Origin of the sequence: Salinispora pacifica CNR114 (genome assembly GCF_000514775.1) — a bacterium.
In the GTDB taxonomy this organism is placed as follows: domain Bacteria; phylum Actinomycetota; class Actinomycetes; order Mycobacteriales; family Micromonosporaceae; genus Micromonospora; species Micromonospora pacifica.
In genome coordinates, this window is record NZ_AZWO01000015.1 from 54,345 (window position 1) to 73,489 (window position 19,145).

Genomic DNA, 19,145 nt, shown 5'->3' on the forward strand with positions numbered 1-19,145 from the left:
CGGTGGCGATAGCAGAGGCCTTCCCATGCGGCAGGTGGTAACCCAGCGCCCCTCCGGCCCGCCGGAGGGGCGGCCGGCCGCGGCTCGACCCGCCGGGCTGCGGCCCGGCTGGCTCGTCGCCGGGCTGGCCGCGGTCCTGGCCGCCCTGGTGGCGGGCGTCTCCCTCGGCCCGGTCAGCCTGCCACCCGGCAGCGTCGCGGTCGAGCTGCTGAACCTTCTCCCCGGGGTCGGCCTCGACAGCGGGCTCACCGAGCGGGAGATCGCCATCATCACCGAGCTGCGCCTGCCCCGGGCCGTACTCGGCCTGCTCGTCGGCGGCCTGCTCGCCCTGGCCGGCGGTGCCTACCAGGGCGTGTTTCGCAACCCGCTGGCCGACCCGTACCTGCTCGGGGTCGCGGCCGGCGCCGGGTTCGCGGTCACCGTGGTGATCACCGCTGGCGGGGTTGGCGGGGCGATCACCGGACTGCCGGTCACCATCCCGCTGGCCGCGTTCGTCGGCGCGATCGGCGCGGTCACGCTGACCTACCTGCTCGGCTCCGCCGGTGGCCGAAGCCGATCACCGGCGACCCTGATCCTGGCCGGGGTGGCGGTCTCCGCCTTCCTCTCCGCCGGCCAGACGTACCTGCTGCAACGCAACTCAGACAGCATCCAACAGGTCTATGCCTGGCTGCTCGGGCGGCTCGCCACCGCCGGCTGGCACGACGTGTGGCTGGTCCTGCCGTACTTCCTGCTGACCGCCGTGGTGGTCCTGCTGCACCGGCGGGAGCTGGACGTCCTCTCGGTCGGCGACGACGAGGCGACCAGCCTGGGCCTACACCCGCAACGGTCCCGTTACCTGCTGATCGCCGCCGCCTCCCTCGGCACCGCCGCCGCGGTCTCCGCGTCCGGGCTGATCGGCTTCGTCGGAATCATCGTGCCGCACGCCGTACGACTGCTCGCCGGCGCCAGCTATCGGGTGATCCTGCCGCTGTCGATGCTCTTCGGCGGGGCGTTCCTGGCGCTCACCGACGTGGTCGCCCGTACCGCCGCCGCCCCCGAGGAGATCCCGATCGGCGTGGTGACCGCCCTGCTCGGCGGCCCGTTCTTCGTGCTGGTCCTGCGTAGCGCCCGGCGGGTGCTGGGATGAGCGCACCGGCGGTGGCGGTACGCGACCTGCGGGTCCGGCTGGCCGGCGTACCCATCCTCACCGGGGTCGACCTGAGTGTCGCCGCCGGCGAGTGGGTGACCGTGATCGGCCCGAACGGCGCCGGCAAGTCGACGCTGCTGCGCGCCGTCGGTGGCCTGCTGCCCACCGAGGGTGCGGTATCCCTCTTCGGTACGCCGATCCAGCAGCTGCGTCGCCGGGACCGGGCCCGGGTGGTGGCGACGGTGGCCCAGTCGCCGGTGGTGCCGGCCGGAATGTCGGTCCTGGACTACGTGCTGCTCGGCCGCACCCCGTACATCGCGCCGCTGGGCCGGGAGTCCACCGCCGACCTGGCCGCCGCGCACGATGTCCTGGACCGGCTGGACCTCACCGGATTCCACGCCCGGGAACTGGCCACCCTCTCCGGTGGCGAGCGACAGCGGGTCTTCCTGGCCCGGGCCTTCGCCCAGGGGGCCACCCTGCTGCTGCTCGACGAACCGACCAGCGCGCTGGACATCGGCCACCAACAGGACGTCCTCGAACTGGTCGACCAGCTCCGCCGGGCGCATGGCCTGACCGTGGTGGCGACCATGCACGATCTCTCCATCGCCGGCGAGTACGCCGATCGGATGGTGCTCCTCGCGGACGGTCAGGTGGCCGCCGTCGGCACCTCCCGGGAGGTGCTCACGACGGAGCTGCTGGCTCGCCACTACCGCGCCACCGTGAAGGTGATCGACGGCGAGCACGGCCCACTGGTGGTACCCGTCCGCCCCACCTCCGCACCCGGCCGGATGCTGGAGATCAGGGCGGGGTGATCGCGTGGAAGAGGGCGCCCTGTGGGTCGCGCAGGGCTGTGCAGCGACCGGCCGCGGTGTCGCGGGGCGGCACCAGGATCGCCCCGCCCAGGGCGGCGGCCCGGGCGGCGGTCGCGTCCACGTCCGCCACTCCGAAGTACACCGACCAGTACGCGGGCGCGCCGGCCGGGTAGTCGCCGAGCGGCGTGGTCATCCCGGCGACGATCTGGCTGCCGAGGCGCCAGCCGGTGTGTCCGGCCGGACCGGTTGGCGGCTCGTCCGGCTGCCAGCCGAAGACCAGCTCGTAGAAGACCTTCGCGCCCTCCGGGTCGGGGGTGACCAGTTCGGTCCAGCTCATCGCCCCCGGTACCCCGAAGACCTCGCCGCCGGGCATCCCCAACGGCTGCCACACACACAGCGTCGCGCCCGCCGGGTCGCTCAACACCGCCATCCGCCCCCGGTCGAAAACGTCGAAGGGGGGCACCACGAGCTGCCCGCCGGCCTCCTCGACCCGCGCGGCCACCAGGTCGGCGTCGTCGGCGGCGACGTAGATCGACCAGATCGGCACCTGCTCGGGAATGGCCGGCAGCCCGGCACCCGCCACCGCCTGGCCGTGGCGGAGAAAGTCGGTGTAGCCGTTCGCCTCGGGCTCCGGCGCGATCCGGCCGGTCCAGCCGAACAGCTCCGGGTAGAAGCGGCGCGCGTCGTCGAGGTCCGGCGCGGCCAGGTCAGCCCAGCAGGGGGTGCCCGCCGGAACGATGCCCACCTCAACCCCTCTCGTCCGGGGCGGCCCCGGTGACACGGCCCCGACCCGCATGATGACACTGCCACAGCCCGTCCGGCGGGAAATGGGCAAACGTCAACGCCAAGAGGTGACTCGGGCTTCCGCGTTGCCCTGGCTGCTGGTGGTTTCGCAGCGGCTGGACCCCACGTGGGCCACCAATGCGTTACTGAACAAAAAATGCTTAATCTGTCGCCGAACAACTCCTGGCTGACTGCCCCGGTCGGGTGAGGTATGCCCGGCTGTGTAGGGTCTCGGCGCACCCAGATCGCTACCATAAGTAGGTGGGCGACGCGGAGATCCTCGTTGGAGCCAGCTGGCCGTCACTGGTGTCGGTGGTGTCAGACGGCGGGCTGACCTATTCGGCTATTGAGGGTGACTCGGGCCAGTTTTCGGAGGTTGTGACGTCGGGTGTGACGTTGGGGTTCACGCCGCGGGCGATGGCGACGCTGAACTTCAACACGATTCTGTTGACCTCGACAGAGGATGACCTGTGTCGGATTGATGCGGTCACGAACGATGCGTCGTTGGTTTTCGATCCGCCGGTGACAATTATTGGTGGCGGATGGACGCACACTCATCTTTCCCATGACGATGCCGGGAGTCTGTGTGGACTCACTTCGGCGGGGGGTGTCTGACCGTGGCCGTTTCAATCCCAGCACGTCTCAGCGAACCCCCGAGGAGACCCACGTCCCCGAAAGCTGGAATACGTCGCTCCCTCCCGGCGGCATTGGCCGCACTGGCCCTCGCCGGCAACGGTGCGGTGGTGGTCGATACAGCGCGTCCGGCCGAGGCTCGGGCCGCCGGTGTGCGGCCTTCCTTCCAGCTTCCATTCCCGTGCGGTGATTCCTGGCAGATCTCCACTTATCGCGGTCATGATGACTACGACGTTGACATGTTCGCGAACAGCGGCAACACGGCCGGCCGACCTATTCTCGCCGCCGCCGCCGGCGCTGTCTCGTATGCTGGTTGGGACAGTGGCGGCGGCTGGCACGTCCAGCTCAACCACGGCGAGGGCTGGGATTCGCTCTACCTGCACATGGAGTCACCCCCGGTGGTCTACGCCGGACAATGGGTCCGGCAGGGGCAACTGCTCGGCAGGGTGGGCAGCACCGGCAACTCAGGCGCCCCTCACCTGCATCACGAGCAGCGGCACGAAGGCGCCAAGGTGGAGGCCTACTTCAACGGCGTCCGTTCGGAGATTACGACGGACGGTTTTCCCCCGGGGGAGCCGCTGTCGCCACCGGTCAATGCCGTTAGTGCTAATTGTGGCAATATTTCTATCTACGGGATCCTGCCGGATGGTAGGCTGACCTATTCGTTGGTCGAGTCGGGTTCAGGTCGGCTCTTGAAGGCTGTGACGTCGGATGCGACGTTGGGGTTCACGCCGAGGGCGATGGCGACGCTGAACTTCAACACGATTCTGTTGACCTCGACCGAGGGCGACCTGTATCGGGTTGATGTGGTCACGAACGATGCGTCGTTGGCGTTCGATCCGCCGGTGAAGATTGTTGGCGGCGGATGGACGCACACTCATCTTTCCTATGACGGTGCCGGGGGTCTGTATGGGCTCACCTCGGCGGGGGTGTTGCAGCGCCACCAGGTGACCGCGACGAAGCCGTCCGGCAGTGAGATCGTCAATTGGGTGACGATCGACAGCGGTTTCACCCTCAAGACGCTGACCACGACTGGGCCGGACTGGATCCTCGGTACGGTTTCGGATGGCCGATTGATGTCGTACAAGATTAATGCAGTGGGGCGCTGGGAGTCCGGCGAGTTGTCGAGCACCTGGCAGGACATCACCCACCTGCTGTCTCCCGGCACCGGTATCTACTACGGCCGTACCAGCGATGGCACGCTGCACCGATACGGCGACCGAAACCCGTACGACAACAACGGCAGCGACCTGTACGGGCAGGGCAGGGTGACCGATTCCGGCTGGACCGAGGTCCTGCTCTCCGCCCAACCCTTCGGCTTCTAGGACTGCGCATCGGCGGCTTCCGCGGGGTTCGACCACCGGCGAAAATCCGTCGATGGGAGTGGTCGGAGGGGCTAGGCTGGTCGATCCGTGCGCTCTCGCGCCACGCCGAGGCACAGCCGGTACCCGACGCGGGTGGCCGGGCGGCCAGGTCACCCTGTCGACCCGGAGGAACCGCCGTCATGCCCGCCGATCACGCCGCTGAGCGCACTGCCGACCGCACCGCTGACCTCACTGTTGAGCTCGACGCCGAGCGTGCGCACATGGCTGCGTCGCGGGCGGCCCTGCACGCGATGCGGCAGCACGCCGAAGCCATGTACGCCGTCGGCGCGAAGATCGCCGGGGACCCCTTCTCCGCCGAGACCCTCGGGGTGGCGTTGGCCCGGCGGGTGGCCGAACTCGCCGACGACCCCCGTACGCCGCTGTTCTTCGGCCGCCTCGACCTCGACGGCGCCGCCGAGTCGGGAGACGCCCCTGCGTCCGGTGCCGCCCCCGAGCCGGGAGCGGGCCCGGTGACCGGCCGGTACCACATCGGACGGCGGCACGTTTCCGACCAGCTCGGTGAGCCGCTGGTACTGGACTGGCGAGCGCCGGCCAGTCGCGCCTTCTACCAGGCCAGCGCCCGTGACCCGCAGGGCGTACGGACCCGTCGTCGGTTCGGCTTCGCTGGCGGCGATCTGACCAGCTTCGAAGACGAACACCTGGACCAGGGGGAGGAGTTCGGCACCACCAGCAAGATCCTGATCGAGGAGATCGAACGCCCCCGGGTCGGGCCGATGCGCGACATCGTCGCGACGATCCAGCCCGAGCAGGATGAGCTGGTTCGTGCCGACCTCGACACCTCGATCTGCGTACAGGGGGCACCCGGAACCGGTAAGACCGCCGTCGGTCTGCACCGGGCCGCGTACCTGCTTTACCTGCACCGCGAACGGCTCCGGCGCACCGGCGTCTTGATACTCGGGCCGAACCCGGCGTTCCTCGGCTACATCTCGGCGGTCCTGCCCGCGCTCGGTGAGCTGGAGGTGCGGCAGGCCACCCTGGAGGGGCTCATCGGACGGGTGCCGGTCTCCGGTGTTGATCCGGTTGAGGCCGAGGTCGTCAAGCACGACCCTCGGATGGCGACGGTGCTGCGGCGGGCGCTCTGGTCCCGGCTCGGTCGAGCTGACTCCGCGATCCAGGTATCTGACGGCGCCTACCGGTGGCGCATCGATCCGGGGGCGCTCACCCGCCTGGTGGACGACACCCGGCGGGAGGATCCCGCGTACCTGCTCGGCCGGGAGCGGGTCCGCGCCCGGGTCGTCGGTCTGCTGCAACGCCAGGCCGAGACGCGCTCCGGCGAGTCACCGGGGGAGCCGTGGCAACGGCGGATGGGGAAGGCCACACCGGTGGTCGAGTTCCTCGACGCCTGCTGGCCGGCGGTGACGCCGCAGTCGCTCGTCTTCGAGTTGCTCAGCGACGCGGAGCGGCTGGCCCGCGCCGCCGAGGGCATCCTCACCGAGGCCGAGTGTCAGGCGCTGCGCTGGCCCCGGCCCTTCCGGAGCGTCAAGAGCGTCCGGTGGAGCAGCGCCGATCTGGTGCTGCTCGACGAGGCCGCCGGGCTCCTGGAGCGGGAGCCGAGCCTTCACCACATCATCATCGACGAGGCGCAGGACCTCTCCCCGATGCAGTGTCGGGCCATCGCCCGGCGCACCACGCACGGGTCGATCACACTCCTCGGTGACCTCGCCCAGGGCACGGCACCGTGGGCGGCGACCGACTGGGCGGAGTCGCTGCGGCACCTGGGCAGGCCGGACGCGGCGGTCGTGCCGTTGACCACCGGGTTCCGTGTACCGGAGGCGGTCGTTGCGCTGGCCAACCGACTCCTGCCCGCGTTGGAGGTGAACGTCCCCCCAGCGGTGTCGCTGCGTTCGGACGGCAGCCTCGTCCTGCGCCGGGTGGACGACCTGGATGCCGAGGTGGTCGCGGAGCTGGCCGCGACCCGCTCGCTACCGGGGTCGGTCGGGGTGATCGCCGCTGACCGGCGCCTGGACGAACTGCGGGCCGCGCTCGTCGCGGCCGGCGAAGAGCCCGGGGAACTCGACGCCCCGGAGAACGGGCGCGTCACCGTCGTCCCGGCGACGCTGGCCAAGGGCCTGGAGTACGACCACGTGATCGTCGTCGAACCGGCCGAGATCGTGGACGCGGAACCGCGCGGACTGCACCGGCTCTACGTCGTGCTCACCCGCGCGGTGACCCGGCTGACGGTGCTGCATGCCCGCCCGTTGCCCGGAGCGCTCGCCACCGATGCCCTCGACCGGGCCGCCGGTGCTGTGGTGCCCGCTCCGGCGTGACTGACGCCGCCGGGCCCCCTTGGCGGCGGGCCCAGACAGCGCATGACGTCCGGGTCCGGCGTTGGCTGCGGTGTTGGCCACTTCGGCCCTGACCCGGCGTCGCGATAGGTGGTGGCGGCGATACGGTCGGGGCATGGTAGAGCCGGTCGCACGCCCTCGGGTCGGGCACATCCAGTTCCTGAACTGCCTACCGATCTACTGGGGGCTGATGCGCTCGGGCGCCCTGATCGATGTTGACCTGCACAAGGATTCGCCGGATCGGTTGAGCGCCGCGCTGGTCGCCGGTGATCTGGACATCGGCCCGATCACCCTGGTGGAGTACCTGCGGAACGCCGACGACCTGTTGCTGCTGCCCGATCTCGCGGTGGGTAGTGACGGACCGGTGCTCTCGGTCAACGTCGTCTCGACCCGCCCGCTGGCCGACCTCGACGGGTGTCGGGTCGCGCTCGGGTCGACCTCGCGGACCGGCGTGCTGCTGGCTCAGCTGCTGCTCGCCGAGCGGTACGGGGTGCGGCCCGACTACTTCCGCTGCCCGCCGGACCTCACCCAGATGCTGCTGGAGGCGGACGCCGGGGTGCTGATCGGCGATGTGGCGCTGCGTGCTCTCCTGGACGCGCCGTCTCGCGGCCTCACCGTCACCGACCTCGGTCAGGCGTGGAAAGAGTGGACCGGGCTGCCGATGGTTTTCGCCGTCTGGGCGGTCCGCCGAGATTTCGCCGCCGCGCATCCGGGCCTGGTCAAGGAGGTGCACGAGGCGTTTCTGCGGTCCCGGGACCTCTGCCTGGCCGAGTTGGACCAGGTGGCGACGGCGGCTGCCCGCTGGGAGAGCTTCGACGCGGAGACGCTGGCGACGTACTTTCGGATGCTGGACTTCAGCCTGGGGGATCGCCAGATCGCCGGGCTGCGCGAGTTCGCCCGGCGGGCCGCTGCCGCCGGCGCCGTCCCTGCGCTTCCCGCCGGCGGTCCGGCCCGCTTCGTCGGCTGACCGCTACGGCTCGCGTTGACCGTTACGGCCTGCGTCTACCGCTGCGGCTCGCGGTGACGACGTTGGCCCGCACGCCTTGTCGGCGGACCAACTCGTGGCGCGGGGTCGCCGGTCAGAGCGGTTCGGCCAGCAGGGCCTCGGTGACTTTCTGGCAGTTGTCCATGCCGTACTGGTAGCCCTGCGCGACCGGGTAGCGCAGCATCACCCCCATCGTCCAGGTGTCGCCGATCGCCAGGCAGTTGACGTGGTTCTCCTGCTCGCGGGTGCGGTCAACCCAGCCGTTCTTGATGGCGATGGTCTCGCTGACAGCTGACGGGAACGCCTTGCGGATACCGAAGTCGCCGGCGCCCCGGACCAGCCGCATCTCCTCAAGGAGCCAGTCCGTCCATTCCGGGCCGGCGGCCCTGCCGTCGGCGATGCACTCACCGAGCCGTGCGGTGTCCCGTGGGGACAGCTCGGTCCGGCTCCAGCCGCCGTCCTCCGCGACGTTGCTGTCGGTCAGCTCGCATAGGGACAGCAGGCGCTCGATGGTGACGGATCCGCCGAGGTTGTTGTAGAACTCCTGGGTAAGGGCGTTGTCACTGTCCCGGATGATCTTGGTGGCGTCGGCGAGCTCGGTGTCGGTCGGGGTCCGGCCGGCCTCCACCGTGCGGCGCAGATAGTCGGCGACGATCCAGGATTTGATCATCGAAGCCGTGGTGCTGGTCTCGGTCATGTTCTCCGAGCCGATGATCTCACCGGTACGGCGGTCCAGCACACTCCAGGCGTACCAGCCGTCGATGCCCAGGTTGGTGAGATCGTTCGCTGCGAAGGGTAGCGGTTCGAGGGTCGGGCTCGGCGATGGCGTGGGCTGGGCCTGCCCTTCACGGCCATCGGACTGCTCCTGTGCTGGGCCTTCGCCCCACAGCGCCGTGGCCGTCGATTCGAAGGGCGACCCGGGTAGCAGGCGGAGGGAGACCAGCACGAAACCGATCAGGATGGCCGTGATCGCGGCCACCTTGAGCAGTGAGGTGCCGCCCTGCTGTGCGTCGGGCTGGCTGGCCATCAGAGGTCCTCGGTCGGCTGCTGCGGCACCTTCAGGGCGGCGCCGGGCTGCGGGGTGACGAGCTGGGTGGCGACGCTCGCGCAGGTCTGGGCGCCGTAGTCGAGCCCACTCTGCTGCGGGTACCGCATCATCACGGCGAGACTCCACTGGTCGTTCACCGCGAGGCAGTTGACGTGCCAGTTGCCGTCGTAGTTCAGCGCCGTCCACCCGTTCTTCATGCCGACCGGGCCCTGGCTGGTGATCGACTCGGGTAGGCCGTCGATGATCCCCCAGCGGCCGCCTCCGGAGCGCGCGTTCTGGTCGTCGGCGGCGGTCGTACCGCGAACCTGACTCATCTCGTCCAGCAGGAACTCGGTCCACGTCGGCCCGGCGGCCGTGCCGTCGGCGATGCAGTCGCCGAGCCGGACCGCGTCCCGGGGGGACATCTGGGTGAAGCTCCACCACCCGACGTAGCCCGGCACGGTGCCGGGTTTGGTGTCGGTGAGGCCGCAGGTGCTGATCATCCGGTCGATGGTGGCCGATCTGCCGACCTCCCGGTAGAGCAGGTTCGCCGCGTCGTCGTTGCTGTCCCGGATCGCGGTGGTGATGGCATCGCGCATCGTCTTCGAGAGCGACTCGTCACCGAGTTGGTTCAGGTAGTCGGCGGCGAACCACACCTTGATCATCGATTCGGTGGAGCTGGTGTCGGTGAGGTTCTCCGCGCCGGAGATCGTGTCGGTCTGGCGGTCCATCAGCGCCCAGGAGAAGAACTCGCCCTCGAAGGGTACGGAAACCGGCGCGTCGGCCAGGGTCGGCGGCGGGGGCGCGGAGGGTGCGGGCGTGGGGACGCTCGCCTCGGAGTCGGTGCCGCCGTCGTCGAGGCGGGTGTACGCAGCGGGAATGATCAAAGCAATTCCGAGGACGACCGCCATGACGGCTAGCAACCGGGGACGCATAACTGGGTGAACTCCAGGTGTCGGGGTCAGGGGGCCGGCTCGCAGGGCCGGGGGAGGGATCGGCGCGGTCGAGGCGGGGGCGGCCTCAGCTACGTAAACGATCGCCGGCAGCAGGTCGGTGTGACCGCGGGGAAGTCTACGTCTGGATCTGCGCCGTGCCGAGGCTCGCTCGCGGCGGAGGCGTGTCATAAGTGGCGGGAGTTGCAGACAGTGCATACTTTCTGCCCTTTTTAGGGGTTATTTGTGACTCGGCTCATAACGGGCTGGTGGGTGCGGGGTACTCCGCCCGCGGCCGGAAACCTGTTACATCCCCTAGAGATTGGTGTGTCGAGCTGTAACACTTGAGGTATGTATGGGAATGACTTCCCCGCCGACGACACCTCCAGCGGCCTGCTGGGCGAGGTCGAGGCGGCCGAGATGGCGCTGCGGGAGGCGGCCGAGCGTGGGCGGCACGGTGCCGCCGGCGCGGATCCGGCCGCCTACTTCACCGAGGTCATCGCCGCCGACCAGAAGGTCGAGCCCCGGGACTGGATGCCGGAGTCGTACCGCGCGACCCTGATCCGGCAGATCGCCCAGCACGCCCACTCCGAGATCATCGGAATGCAGCCGGAGGGCAACTGGATCACTCGTGCTCCCTCCCTCAAACGCAAGGCGATCCTGCTCGCCAAGGTGCAGGACGAGGCCGGCCACGGCCTCTACCTCTACGCCGCCGCGGAGACCCTCGGGGTCAGCCGGGACGAGCTGGTTGACCTGCTGCTGGCCGGCCGGCAGAAGTACAGTTCGATCTTCAACTACCCGACCCTCAGCTGGGCCGACATGGGCACGATCGGATGGCTGGTGGACGGCGCGGCGATCGTCAACCAGGTGCCCCTCTGCCGCTGCTCGTACGGGCCGTATGCGCGGGCGATGATCCGGATCTGCAAGGAGGAGTCGTTTCACCAGCGGCAGGGGTACGAGATCCTCCACACCCTCGCCCACGGCACCCCGGCCCAGCGGGAGATGGCGCAGGACTCGGTGAACCGCTGGTGGTACCCGTCGCTGGCGATGTTCGGCCCGCCGGACACCGACTCCACCCACTCCGCCCAGTCGATGGCCTGGAAGATCAAGCGCTTCTCCAACGACGAGCTGCGCCAGCGGTTCGTGGACATGTGCGTGGGCCAGGCCGAGGTGCTCGGCCTCACGCTTCCCGACCCGGCGCTGTGCTGGAACGACGAGCGCGGCGCCTACGACTTCACCCAGCCCGACTACGCGGAGTTGATGCGGGTGATCAAGGGGGCGGGTCCGTGTAACCGGCAGCGGATGGAGCACCGTCGTCGGTCACACCGGGAGGGCGCCTGGGTCCGGAGCGCCGCCGCCGCGTACGCGGCCAAGCAGGCGAGCAAGAAGGAGCAGGCGAGCAGGAAGGAGAGGGTGGCGTGAGCGAGTACAGCGAGCCGACCAGCCAGCCGGGTGGGGCTTCGCCGGCGCCCCTCTGGGAGGTCTTCGTCCGGGCCCGGCGCGGACTGGCCCACACCCACGTTGGCAGCCTGCACGCAGCCGACGCCGAGTTGGCCCTGCACAACGCCCGGGACCTCTACACCCGGCGACAGGAGGGGGTGTCGATCTGGGTGCTGCCGGCCGCCGCCATCACCGCGTCGAGCCCGGACGAGAAGGACGCCTTCTTCGACCCGGCGGCGGACAAGGTCTATCGGCACCCGACCTTCTACGAGGTGCCGGAGGGGGCTGCTCACCTGTGACCGCGTATGTCGAACAGACCGGACCGAGGGCCGTGCCGACCGCCTCGGGGACGACGTCGGCCGCGCCGGAGCTGACGCCGGCCGCGCCGGAGCCGGTCACCAAGCGCTTCGAGTTCGTCCTGGGCCTCGCCGACGACGCGCTCGTCGCGGCCCAGCGGCTCGCCGAGTGGTGCACCCGCGGGCCGGAGATGGAAGAGGACATCGCCCTGTCCAACATCGCCCTCGACCAGCTTGGGGCGGCACGCCTGCTGTTGACCTACGCGGGCGAGTTGGAGGGAGCTGGGCGGGACGAGGACGCGTTGGCGTACCGGCGCGACGACCGGGAGTTCCGCAACTGCCTCCTGGTCGAGCTGCCCAACGGTGACTTCGCGGTGACCATGGCGAAGCTGCTCTTCCTGGCGGCGTACCAGGTGCCGCTCTACACCGCGCTGGCCGGCTGCGGCGACGAGCGGCTGGCCGCGATCGGGGCGAAGGCGCGCAAGGAGTCGGCCTACCACCTGGATCATGCCTCGTTGTGGGTACGGCGGCTCGGCGACGGCACCGACGAGTCACACCGCCGGATGCAGGCGGCGGTGGACGAGGTGTGGCCGTACCCGCACGAACTCCTCACCCCGGACCCGACCGCGCCGGTCGACCCGGCCACCCTGCGCGCCGACTTCGACTCGGTCGTCTCCAGTGTGCTCACCGAGGCCACGTTGACGGTGCCCGAGACCTCCTGGACGCCGGCCGGCGGCCGGAACGGCGTGCACACCGAGCACCTGTCCTACCTGCTCGCCGAGCTGCAGGTGCTACACCGCGCGCATCCCGGAGCGTCCTGGTGACGACCGCCCGGGCCGCGGTGGCCGCGGTGGTGGATCCCGAGCTTCGGGTGATCACCATCGAAGAACTCGGCATTCTGCGGTCGGTTGCCGAGGAGCCGGCCACCGGTCGGGTGGTGGTCACCATCACCCCCACCTACACCGGTTGCCCGGCGATGGATGTGATCCGGGCCGACATCCGTCGGGCGCTCGTCGCCGCCGGCCACCCGCCGGCCGAGGTCCGTACGGTCTACACGCCGGCGTGGAGCACCGACTGGATCACCGAGGCGGGGCGGGCCAAGCTCGCCCGGGCCGGCATCGCCCCACCGGGTCCGGTCCGCCCCACCGGCCCGGTACCGCTGACCCTGACCGTCCGCTGCCCGTGGTGCGGATCCCCGGAGACCGAGCAGATCAGCCGCTTCGGCTCGACCGCGTGTAAGGCTTTACGACGCTGCCGATCCTGTACTGAACCCTTCGACCACCTGAAGGCACTGTGACTGTCACGATCACCCGGCCGACCCGTCGTCGGCCGGTCTTCCACCCGCTGCCCGTGGCCACCGTCGACCGGCTCACCGCCGACGCGGTGGCGGTCACCTTCGCCGTACCGGACGAGCTGCGCGCGAGCTTCGCGTTCGACCCCGGCCAGCACCTCACCGTGCGCCGGACGACGGAGCAGGGCGAGGAGGTACGGCGCTCGTACTCGATCTGTTCGACGCCCCAGGATCTGGGCCAGCGGGGCGTGCTGCGGATCGGGGTCCGGGAGATCCCCGGCGGCGCCTTCTCCGGGTACGCCTGTGGGGCGCTACGGGGCGGGGACACCGTCGAGGTGCTGCCGCCGCTCGGTCACTTCACCACCGCGCTGCACCCGGACCGGGTACGCGCCTACGCGGCGGTGGCCGCCGGCTCCGGCATCACCCCGGTGCTATCCCTGGTCACCACGGCCCTGGCCGTCGAGCCCGCCAGCACCTTCACCCTGGTGTACGGCAACCGCGCGGCGAACACCGTGATGTTCGCCGAGGAACTCGCCGACCTGAAGGACCGGTACCCGACCCGGCTGCACCTGGTCCACGTGCTCTCCCGCGAACAGGGCGAGTCGCCCCTGCTCTCCGGCCGTGTCGACGCCGAGCGGCTGGGCCGGCTGCTGGACACCATCGTGCCGGGCGCGGCGATCGAGGAGTGGTTCCTCTGCGGCCCGTACGGGCTGGTGACGGACGCCCAGCGAGTGCTGGCCGCCCGGGGTGTCCCGGACGCCGCGGTGCACGCCGAGCTCTTCCACGTGGACGCGCCGCCGGAGCCGGTCCACCGCCCCGAGCACCAGCCGACGGCGGGTACCGAGGTCACGATCGTCCTGGACGGGCGTTCGTCCACGGTGACCATGGGGCGGGCGGATCGGGTGCTGGACGCGGCGCTGCGGGTCCGCGCGGAGCTGCCGTACGCGTGTAAGGGGGGCGTCTGCTCGACCTGCCGGGCGAAGGTCGTGGCCGGCGAGGTGACGATGGCCCGCAACTACGCGCTGGAGCCGGACGAGCTGGCGGCTGGTTACGTCCTGACCTGCCAGTCGAGCCCGACCACTGATCGGCTCACCGTTGACTACGATGCCTGACGCCACCGGATGGGGCCGGCCGCGGACGGCCGGCCTTCCCGGCGGCGGCGGGGTTGAGGGGCCGGAGAGCTCACACCGCCGGTGGCCGCTCGTCACGGGTTGGGCCGGGGCGACGTAGGCTCGGGAGCGTGACGGTGAGCCGGGAGATCAACGACATCCTGCAGCGCGGCGCGGACGGCGGGCGGATCACGCCTGAGGAGGCCCTGCTGCTCTACACCGAAGCGCCCCTGCACGCGCTGGGTGAGGCGGCCGATGCGGTACGCCGGCGGTGGTACCCGGACAACATCGTCACGTATCTGATCGACCGCAACATCAACTACACGAACGTCTGCGTGACGGCGTGCCGGTTCTGTGCCTTCTACCGTGCGCCCAAGCACCGGGAGGGCTGGACCCACCCGACGGAGGAGATCCTGCGCCGCTGCGGTGAGGCGGTCGAGCTGGGCGCCACCCAGGTAATGCTGCAGGGTGGGCACCATCCCGACTACGGGGTGGAGTACTACGAGGAGCTCTTCTCCTCGGTGAAGCGGGCCTACCCGCAGCTCGCCATCCACTCGATCGGCCCGAGCGAGATCCTGCACATGGCGAAGGTGTCCGGCGTGGGGCTGACCGAGGCCATCACCCGGATCAAGGCGGCCGGCCTGGACTCGATCGCGGGCGCCGGCGCCGAGATGCTGCCGGCCCGGCCGCGGAAGGCGATCGCGCCGTTGAAGGAGTCCGGTGAGCGCTGGCTCGAGGTGATGGAGCTCGCCCACCAGCAGGGCGTCGAGTCGACCGCGACGATGATGATGGGCACCGGGGAGACCGCCAGCGAGCGGATCGAGCACCTCCGGATGATCCGCGACGTGCAGGATCGGACGCGGGGTTTCCGGGCGTTCATCCCGTGGACCTACCAGCCGGAGAACAACCACCTCAAGGGGCGGACCCAGGCCACCACCCTGGAGTACCTGCGGCTGGTGGCGGTGTCCCGGCTCTTCTTCGAGACCGTGCCGCACCTCCAGGCGTCGTGGCTCACCACCGGCAAGGATGTCGGTCAGCTCGCGCTGCACATGGGGGTTGACGATCTGGGCTCGATCATGTTGGAGGAGAACGTCATCTCCTCGGCCGGAGCGCGGCACCGTTCGAACCTGCACGACCTGATCGGGATGATCCGGTCGGCGGACCGGATCCCCGCTCAGCGGGACACCCACTACCGGCGACTCGCCGTGCACCGCACCCCCGCCGAGGACCCGCGGGATGACCGGGTGGTGTCGCACTTCTCGTCGATCGCCCTGCCCGGCGGCGGTGCCGGGAAGACGCTGCCACTGGTTGACGCCGGCTGAGATGGCCGGCTGGCGCCACCCGCGGATGAGGTTCCACGGGTGGGCCGGACGGCTCAGCGGCTGTGGGCCGAAGGTATCGACCTCGGTGACCTGTTGCTGGGTGATGGTCCACGTTGAGGTTGACAACCGCCGTTGGTCCGGACATCCCCCGGCGTGGCTGCGGGGGGCCACGTCAGCCTGCCCGCACAGTGGGCTATCCAGGGTGATTGACCAGTCAGCGGCGACGAGGCGGGCCGTCGGCCCGCTCCGTCCGTGAGCTGCGGCGCGGATGTCCTGGTAGGGGGGCCTCCCGGCGGGAGGTGCGACGGCTGGCACAGTGGAGGGGTGAGTACGTCTCAGGGCCAGCGCGCCAGCCTGGACAAGCAGCCGCATGAGGTCGCCGCGATGTTCGACGGGGTGGCCGCCCGCTACGACCTGGCGAATACCGTTCTCTCCTTCGGGCGGGACCGGTCCTGGCGGCGGGCGACCCGGGCCGCGCTGGGCCTGCGGCCTGGCGAGCGGGTGTTGGACGTGGGTGCCGGCACCGGCGTCTCGACCGGGGAGCTCGCCCGTTCGGGGGCGTACGCGGTCGGCGCCGACCTCTCCCTGGGTATGTTGGCCGCGGGTCGGCGGGCCCGCCCCGAGGTGCCCCTGTTGGCCGGGGACGCGCTGCGGTTGCCCTTCGCCGACGCCAGCTTCGACGCGGTGACCATCTCCTTCGCGCTGCGCAACGTGCAGGACACCGCGGCGGCGCTGCGCGAGTTGGCCCGGGTCACGAAGCCCGGCGGCCGGCTGGTGGTCTGTGAGTTCAGCACCCCGGTCAACCCCGCCTTCCGCACGATCTACCTGTCATATCTGATGCGGTCGCTGCCGGCGGTGGCGCGGTCGGTGGCGAGCAGCCCGGACGCGTACGTCTATCTGGCGGAGTCGATCCGCGCGTGGCCGGATCAGGCGGCGCTGGCGGAGCTGATCGGGTCGGCGGGCTGGCAGCGGGTGGGCTGGCGCAATCTGACCGGCGGCATCGTCGCGCTGCACCGTGCCTTCCGGCCGTGACGGCGGCGTCCGTGCCTCGGGCAGGCCGGCCGCAGAACGGCGATTCGTGCCGAAGCGAGCCGACACCTCGCCCCTGCCGCGCTGACCGGCAGGTTCCGCGGCAAGTTAGGTGCCCCTAATATGCGGCCGGCAGCTGGCCGGTCATAGACTCCGTACCGTCTGGCTTGTGAACGTTTTCACGAGCGTGCGGGAGGGGAGGTGCGGATGACCACGGAGAACGACGCCGAGGTGATTGTCGTGGGCGCGGGCCCAGGTGGTTCGGCGACCGCGTACCACCTGGCCCAGCACGGCGTCCGAGTGTTGCTGCTGGAGAAGACCGAGTTCCCCCGGGAGAAGGTCTGCGGCGACGGGTTGACCCCGCGCGCGGTGCGCCAGCTGGTGCGGATGGGCGTGGACACCTCGGTCGAGGCGGGCTGGGTGCGCAACCGGGGCCTGCGGGTCGTCGGCGGTGGCCTCCGCCTCGAACTGGACTGGCCCGACCTGGCCAGCTTCCCCAACTACGGCCTGGTGCGTCCCCGGCTGGACTTCGACGAACTGCTCGCCCGGCGCGCCGTCGCCGCCGGCGCCGAGTTGCGCACCGCGGTGGAGGTCACCGCCCCGATCTTCGACCGTGCCGGCCGGGTGGTCGGGGTAGAGGCGGCGGTCGGCTCGGAGCAGGCACCGGCTACCTTCCGGGCGCCCCTCGTGGTCGCCGCGGACGGTGTGTCCGGTCGCTTCCCGCTCGCCCTCGGGCTGGCCAAGCGGGATGACCGACCGCTCGGCGTGGCGGTCCGGCGGTACTACCGCTGCCCGGCCAAACACGACGACAACTACCTCGAGTCCTGGCTGGAGCTGCGCCGCAAGGGCAGCGACGCGCTACTGCCCGGCTACGGCTGGATCTTCGGGCTGGGCGACGGCCGGGTGAACGTCGGGCTCGGTGTCCTGAACTCCTCCGCCGCCTTCGGTAAGACGAACTACCGGCGGTTGCTCACCGACTGGCTCGCCAACACCCCCGAGGAGTGGGGGATCGCCGACGAGGCCAACGCCGAGGGGTCGATTCTCGGCGCGGCGCTGCCGATGGGCTTCAACCGGGTGCCGCACTACTCGCGGGGAACGCTGCTCGTCGGCGACTCCGGCGGCATGGTCAACCCGTTCAACGGCGAGGGCATCGCGTACGCGATGGAGTCGGGGGAGCTGGCCGCGGAGGTCGCGGTACAGGCGCTCGCCCGTCCGGCCGGCTCCGAGCGGGAGCGCGCGCTGATGGCGTACCCGGCGGAGCTGAAGGCCCGGTTCGGCGGCTACTACCGGCTCGGCGGCATCTTCGTGAAGCTGATCGGTCGCCCCGAAATCATGCGGGCGGCCACGAAGTACGGCCTGCCGCACCCGATGTTGATGCGCTTCGTGCTCAAGTTGTTGGCCAACCTGACCGACCCGCGCGACGGGGATGCGATGGACCGGGTCATCAACGCGATGACGAAGGCGGCGCCAGCTGTGTGACGCGGTCTGGATCGCGGTGTGTTTTGACCCCGCCGGCAATCGCCGATCGGGATGTGAATAGTGTGATATTTGTCCAGCATCGAGGGCAGGGAAGGACGAGCAGGAGAAACGATGTCGCTCTCGCCTTACATACCGATCATCGGGTTGTTCGCCCTCGCCGCGGCGTTCGCGCTGTTCTCCGTGGCAGCCGCCCGCCTCGCCGGCCCGCGCCGCTATAACCGGGCCAAGCTCGAGGCGTACGAGTGTGGAATCGAGCCGAGCCCGCAGCCGGTCGGTGGCGGCCGGTTTCCGATCAAGTTCTACCTGACGGCGATGCTATTTATCGTCTTCGACATCGAGATCATCTTCCTCTTTCCCTGGGCTGTCTCGTTCGATGCCCTGCCGATCTTCGGCCTTGTGGAGATGGTCCTGTTCATCGTCGCGGTCTTCGTCGCGTACGCCTTCGTGTGGCGGCGCGGCGGCCTGGACTGGGACTGAGGAAGGAACCGTAGATGGGTATCGAGGAGAAGCTCCCCGCCGGTGTCCTGCTCACCTCGGTGGAGAAGTTCGTCAACTGGTCGCGTAAGTCGTCGGTCTGGGGGGCCACCTTCGGCCTCGCCTGCTGCGCCATCGAGATGATGGCGGCCGGCGGACCGCACTACGACATGGGCCGTTGGGGCATGGAGGTCTTCCGGGCCTCACCCCGGCAGGCGGACCTGATGATCGTTGCCGGACGGGTGAGCCAGAAGATGGCCCCGGTGCTCCGGCAGATCTACGACCAGATGGCCGAGCCCCGCTGGGTGCTGTCGATGGGCGTCTGCGCCAGCAGCGGCGGCATGTTCAACAACTACGCGATCGTCCAGGGCGTTGACCACGTCGTGCCGGTGGACATGTATCTGCCCGGCTGCCCGCCCCGGCCGGAGATGCTCATCGACGCGGTCCTCAAGCTCCGCGAGAAGATCATGCACGAGCCCCTCGGTCCGAACGGCCGCAAGATGATGGAGGCCCGCAAGGCGCGCGGTGACGTGCCGGTCGTGCCCTACGGGTCGATGCCGTCGTCGTACCGCAGCGACAAGGCCCGCCGCGCCGAGTGGACGAAGGCTGTCCGCGAGGGCCGCGAGGAGCAGCTGCGGATTGAGAACTGGATGAAGGCCCAGCCCCACCTGCAGCAGTACGAGGGGTTGAAGAAGTGACTGAGCTTGCGAGCCCCGCGGTCGTGAACGGAGGGCCGG

The 19,145-nt window shown here is 70.1% G+C and carries 19 protein-coding genes; 16 read left to right on the plus strand and 3 right to left on the minus strand.

All coding sequences use genetic code 11. From position 1 onward, the window contains the following. The first annotated feature begins 25 nt into the window (after positions 1 to 25). Together B118_RS0111015 and B118_RS0111020 are read left to right on the plus strand one after the other, a co-directional pair. Positions 26 to 1,126: a FecCD family ABC transporter permease gene (locus B118_RS0111015; protein WP_018222441.1), complete on the plus strand. Its 1,101-nt coding sequence runs from the start codon at positions 26 to 28 to the stop codon at positions 1,124 to 1,126. After that, positions 1,123 to 1,938 (plus strand): ABC transporter ATP-binding protein, encoded by an 816-nt coding sequence (locus B118_RS0111020; protein WP_018222442.1) that lies wholly within the window; start codon positions 1,123 to 1,125, stop codon positions 1,936 to 1,938. Before B118_RS0111015 ends, B118_RS0111020 begins: the two co-directional genes overlap by 4 nt. Here B118_RS0111020 and B118_RS0111025 read toward each other — a convergent pair. Then, positions 1,925 to 2,683: a VOC family protein gene (locus B118_RS0111025; RefSeq protein ID WP_018222443.1), complete on the minus strand. Its 759-nt coding sequence runs from the start codon at positions 2,681 to 2,683 to the stop codon at positions 1,925 to 1,927. The genes B118_RS0111020 and B118_RS0111025 overlap by 14 nt on opposite strands. Positions 2,684 to 2,982: 299 nt before the next feature. Between B118_RS0111025 and B118_RS0111030 the strand changes: the two genes are divergently transcribed. The 4 genes from B118_RS0111030 (at position 2,983) to B118_RS0111045 (ending at position 7,991) form a co-directional block, all read left to right on the plus strand. Further along, positions 2,983 to 3,336 (plus strand): hypothetical protein, encoded by a 354-nt coding sequence (locus tag B118_RS0111030; RefSeq protein WP_028192769.1) that lies wholly within the window; start codon positions 2,983 to 2,985, stop codon positions 3,334 to 3,336. Positions 3,337 to 3,428: 92 nt separating this feature from the next. Continuing rightward, positions 3,429 to 4,679, plus strand: coding sequence for a peptidoglycan DD-metalloendopeptidase family protein (locus B118_RS0111035; protein WP_028192770.1), 1,251 nt, complete (start codon positions 3,429 to 3,431; stop codon positions 4,677 to 4,679). A gap of 179 nt (positions 4,680 to 4,858) precedes the next feature. After that, on the plus strand, positions 4,859 to 7,006 hold the full coding sequence (locus B118_RS0111040; protein WP_027648935.1) for a HelD family protein: 2,148 nt from the start codon (positions 4,859 to 4,861) through the stop codon (positions 7,004 to 7,006). A gap of 133 nt (positions 7,007 to 7,139) precedes the next feature. Further along, positions 7,140 to 7,991, plus strand: coding sequence for a menaquinone biosynthetic enzyme MqnA/MqnD family protein (locus B118_RS0111045; protein ID WP_018811858.1), 852 nt, complete (start codon positions 7,140 to 7,142; stop codon positions 7,989 to 7,991). A 112-nt stretch (positions 7,992 to 8,103) separates the two neighbouring features. Here the strand turns inward: B118_RS0111045 and B118_RS0111050 are convergent, their stop codons facing one another. Then, positions 8,104 to 9,036 carry a serine hydrolase gene (locus tag B118_RS0111050; RefSeq protein WP_018811857.1) on the minus strand — a complete coding sequence of 311 codons (933 nt, stop codon included), beginning with the start codon at positions 9,034 to 9,036 and terminating at the stop codon, positions 8,104 to 8,106. Continuing rightward, the gene (locus B118_RS0111055; RefSeq protein WP_026185663.1) at positions 9,036 to 9,971 is read right to left on the minus strand and encodes a serine hydrolase; all 936 of its coding nucleotides are present in this window, start codon (positions 9,969 to 9,971) and stop codon (positions 9,036 to 9,038) included. Before B118_RS0111055 ends, B118_RS0111050 begins: the two co-directional genes overlap by 1 nt. A gap of 348 nt (positions 9,972 to 10,319) precedes the next feature. Here B118_RS0111055 and paaA point away from each other — a divergent pair, with 348 nt between their 5' ends. The 10 genes from paaA (at position 10,320) to B118_RS0111105 (ending at position 19,106) form a co-directional block, all read left to right on the plus strand. Then, on the plus strand, positions 10,320 to 11,390 hold the full coding sequence (paaA, locus tag B118_RS0111060; protein WP_018811856.1) for a 1,2-phenylacetyl-CoA epoxidase subunit PaaA: 1,071 nt from the start codon (positions 10,320 to 10,322) through the stop codon (positions 11,388 to 11,390). Further along, the gene (gene paaB, locus B118_RS0111065; protein ID WP_018222449.1) at positions 11,387 to 11,707 is read left to right on the plus strand and encodes a 1,2-phenylacetyl-CoA epoxidase subunit PaaB; all 321 of its coding nucleotides are present in this window, start codon (positions 11,387 to 11,389) and stop codon (positions 11,705 to 11,707) included. The genes paaA and paaB overlap by 4 nt, the downstream gene beginning before the upstream one ends. After that, on the plus strand, positions 11,704 to 12,528 hold the full coding sequence (paaC, locus tag B118_RS0111070; RefSeq protein ID WP_028192771.1) for a 1,2-phenylacetyl-CoA epoxidase subunit PaaC: 825 nt from the start codon (positions 11,704 to 11,706) through the stop codon (positions 12,526 to 12,528). The genes paaB and paaC overlap by 4 nt, the downstream gene beginning before the upstream one ends. After that, positions 12,525 to 13,001 (plus strand): 1,2-phenylacetyl-CoA epoxidase subunit PaaD, encoded by a 477-nt coding sequence (paaD, locus tag B118_RS0111075; protein WP_018222451.1) that lies wholly within the window; start codon positions 12,525 to 12,527, stop codon positions 12,999 to 13,001. The genes paaC and paaD overlap by 4 nt, the downstream gene beginning before the upstream one ends. Beyond that, positions 12,998 to 14,107: a 1,2-phenylacetyl-CoA epoxidase subunit PaaE gene (paaE, locus tag B118_RS0111080; RefSeq protein ID WP_028192772.1), complete on the plus strand. Its 1,110-nt coding sequence runs from the start codon at positions 12,998 to 13,000 to the stop codon at positions 14,105 to 14,107. The genes paaD and paaE overlap by 4 nt, the downstream gene beginning before the upstream one ends. A gap of 128 nt (positions 14,108 to 14,235) precedes the next feature. Beyond that, positions 14,236 to 15,426 carry a cyclic dehypoxanthinyl futalosine synthase gene (gene mqnC / locus B118_RS0111085; RefSeq protein WP_018821833.1) on the plus strand — a complete coding sequence of 397 codons (1,191 nt, stop codon included), beginning with the start codon at positions 14,236 to 14,238 and terminating at the stop codon, positions 15,424 to 15,426. A 324-nt stretch (positions 15,427 to 15,750) separates the two neighbouring features. Beyond that, positions 15,751 to 16,458 carry a demethylmenaquinone methyltransferase gene (locus B118_RS0111090; protein WP_027646670.1) on the plus strand — a complete coding sequence of 236 codons (708 nt, stop codon included), beginning with the start codon at positions 15,751 to 15,753 and terminating at the stop codon, positions 16,456 to 16,458. Positions 16,459 to 16,662: 204 nt separating this feature from the next. After that, a complete protein-coding gene (locus B118_RS0111095) occupies positions 16,663 to 17,934 on the plus strand; it encodes a geranylgeranyl reductase family protein (RefSeq protein WP_018222455.1) in 1,272 nt (423 codons plus the stop codon). 111 nt (positions 17,935 to 18,045) lie between these two features. After that, positions 18,046 to 18,411 (plus strand): NADH-quinone oxidoreductase subunit A, encoded by a 366-nt coding sequence (locus B118_RS0111100; protein WP_018217175.1) that lies wholly within the window; start codon positions 18,046 to 18,048, stop codon positions 18,409 to 18,411. Between the two features lie 14 nt (positions 18,412 to 18,425). Further along, entirely contained in the window at positions 18,426 to 19,106 is a 681-nt protein-coding gene (locus B118_RS0111105; protein WP_018222456.1) for a NuoB/complex I 20 kDa subunit family protein, read from the plus strand. Positions 19,107 to 19,145 lie beyond the last annotated feature (39 nt).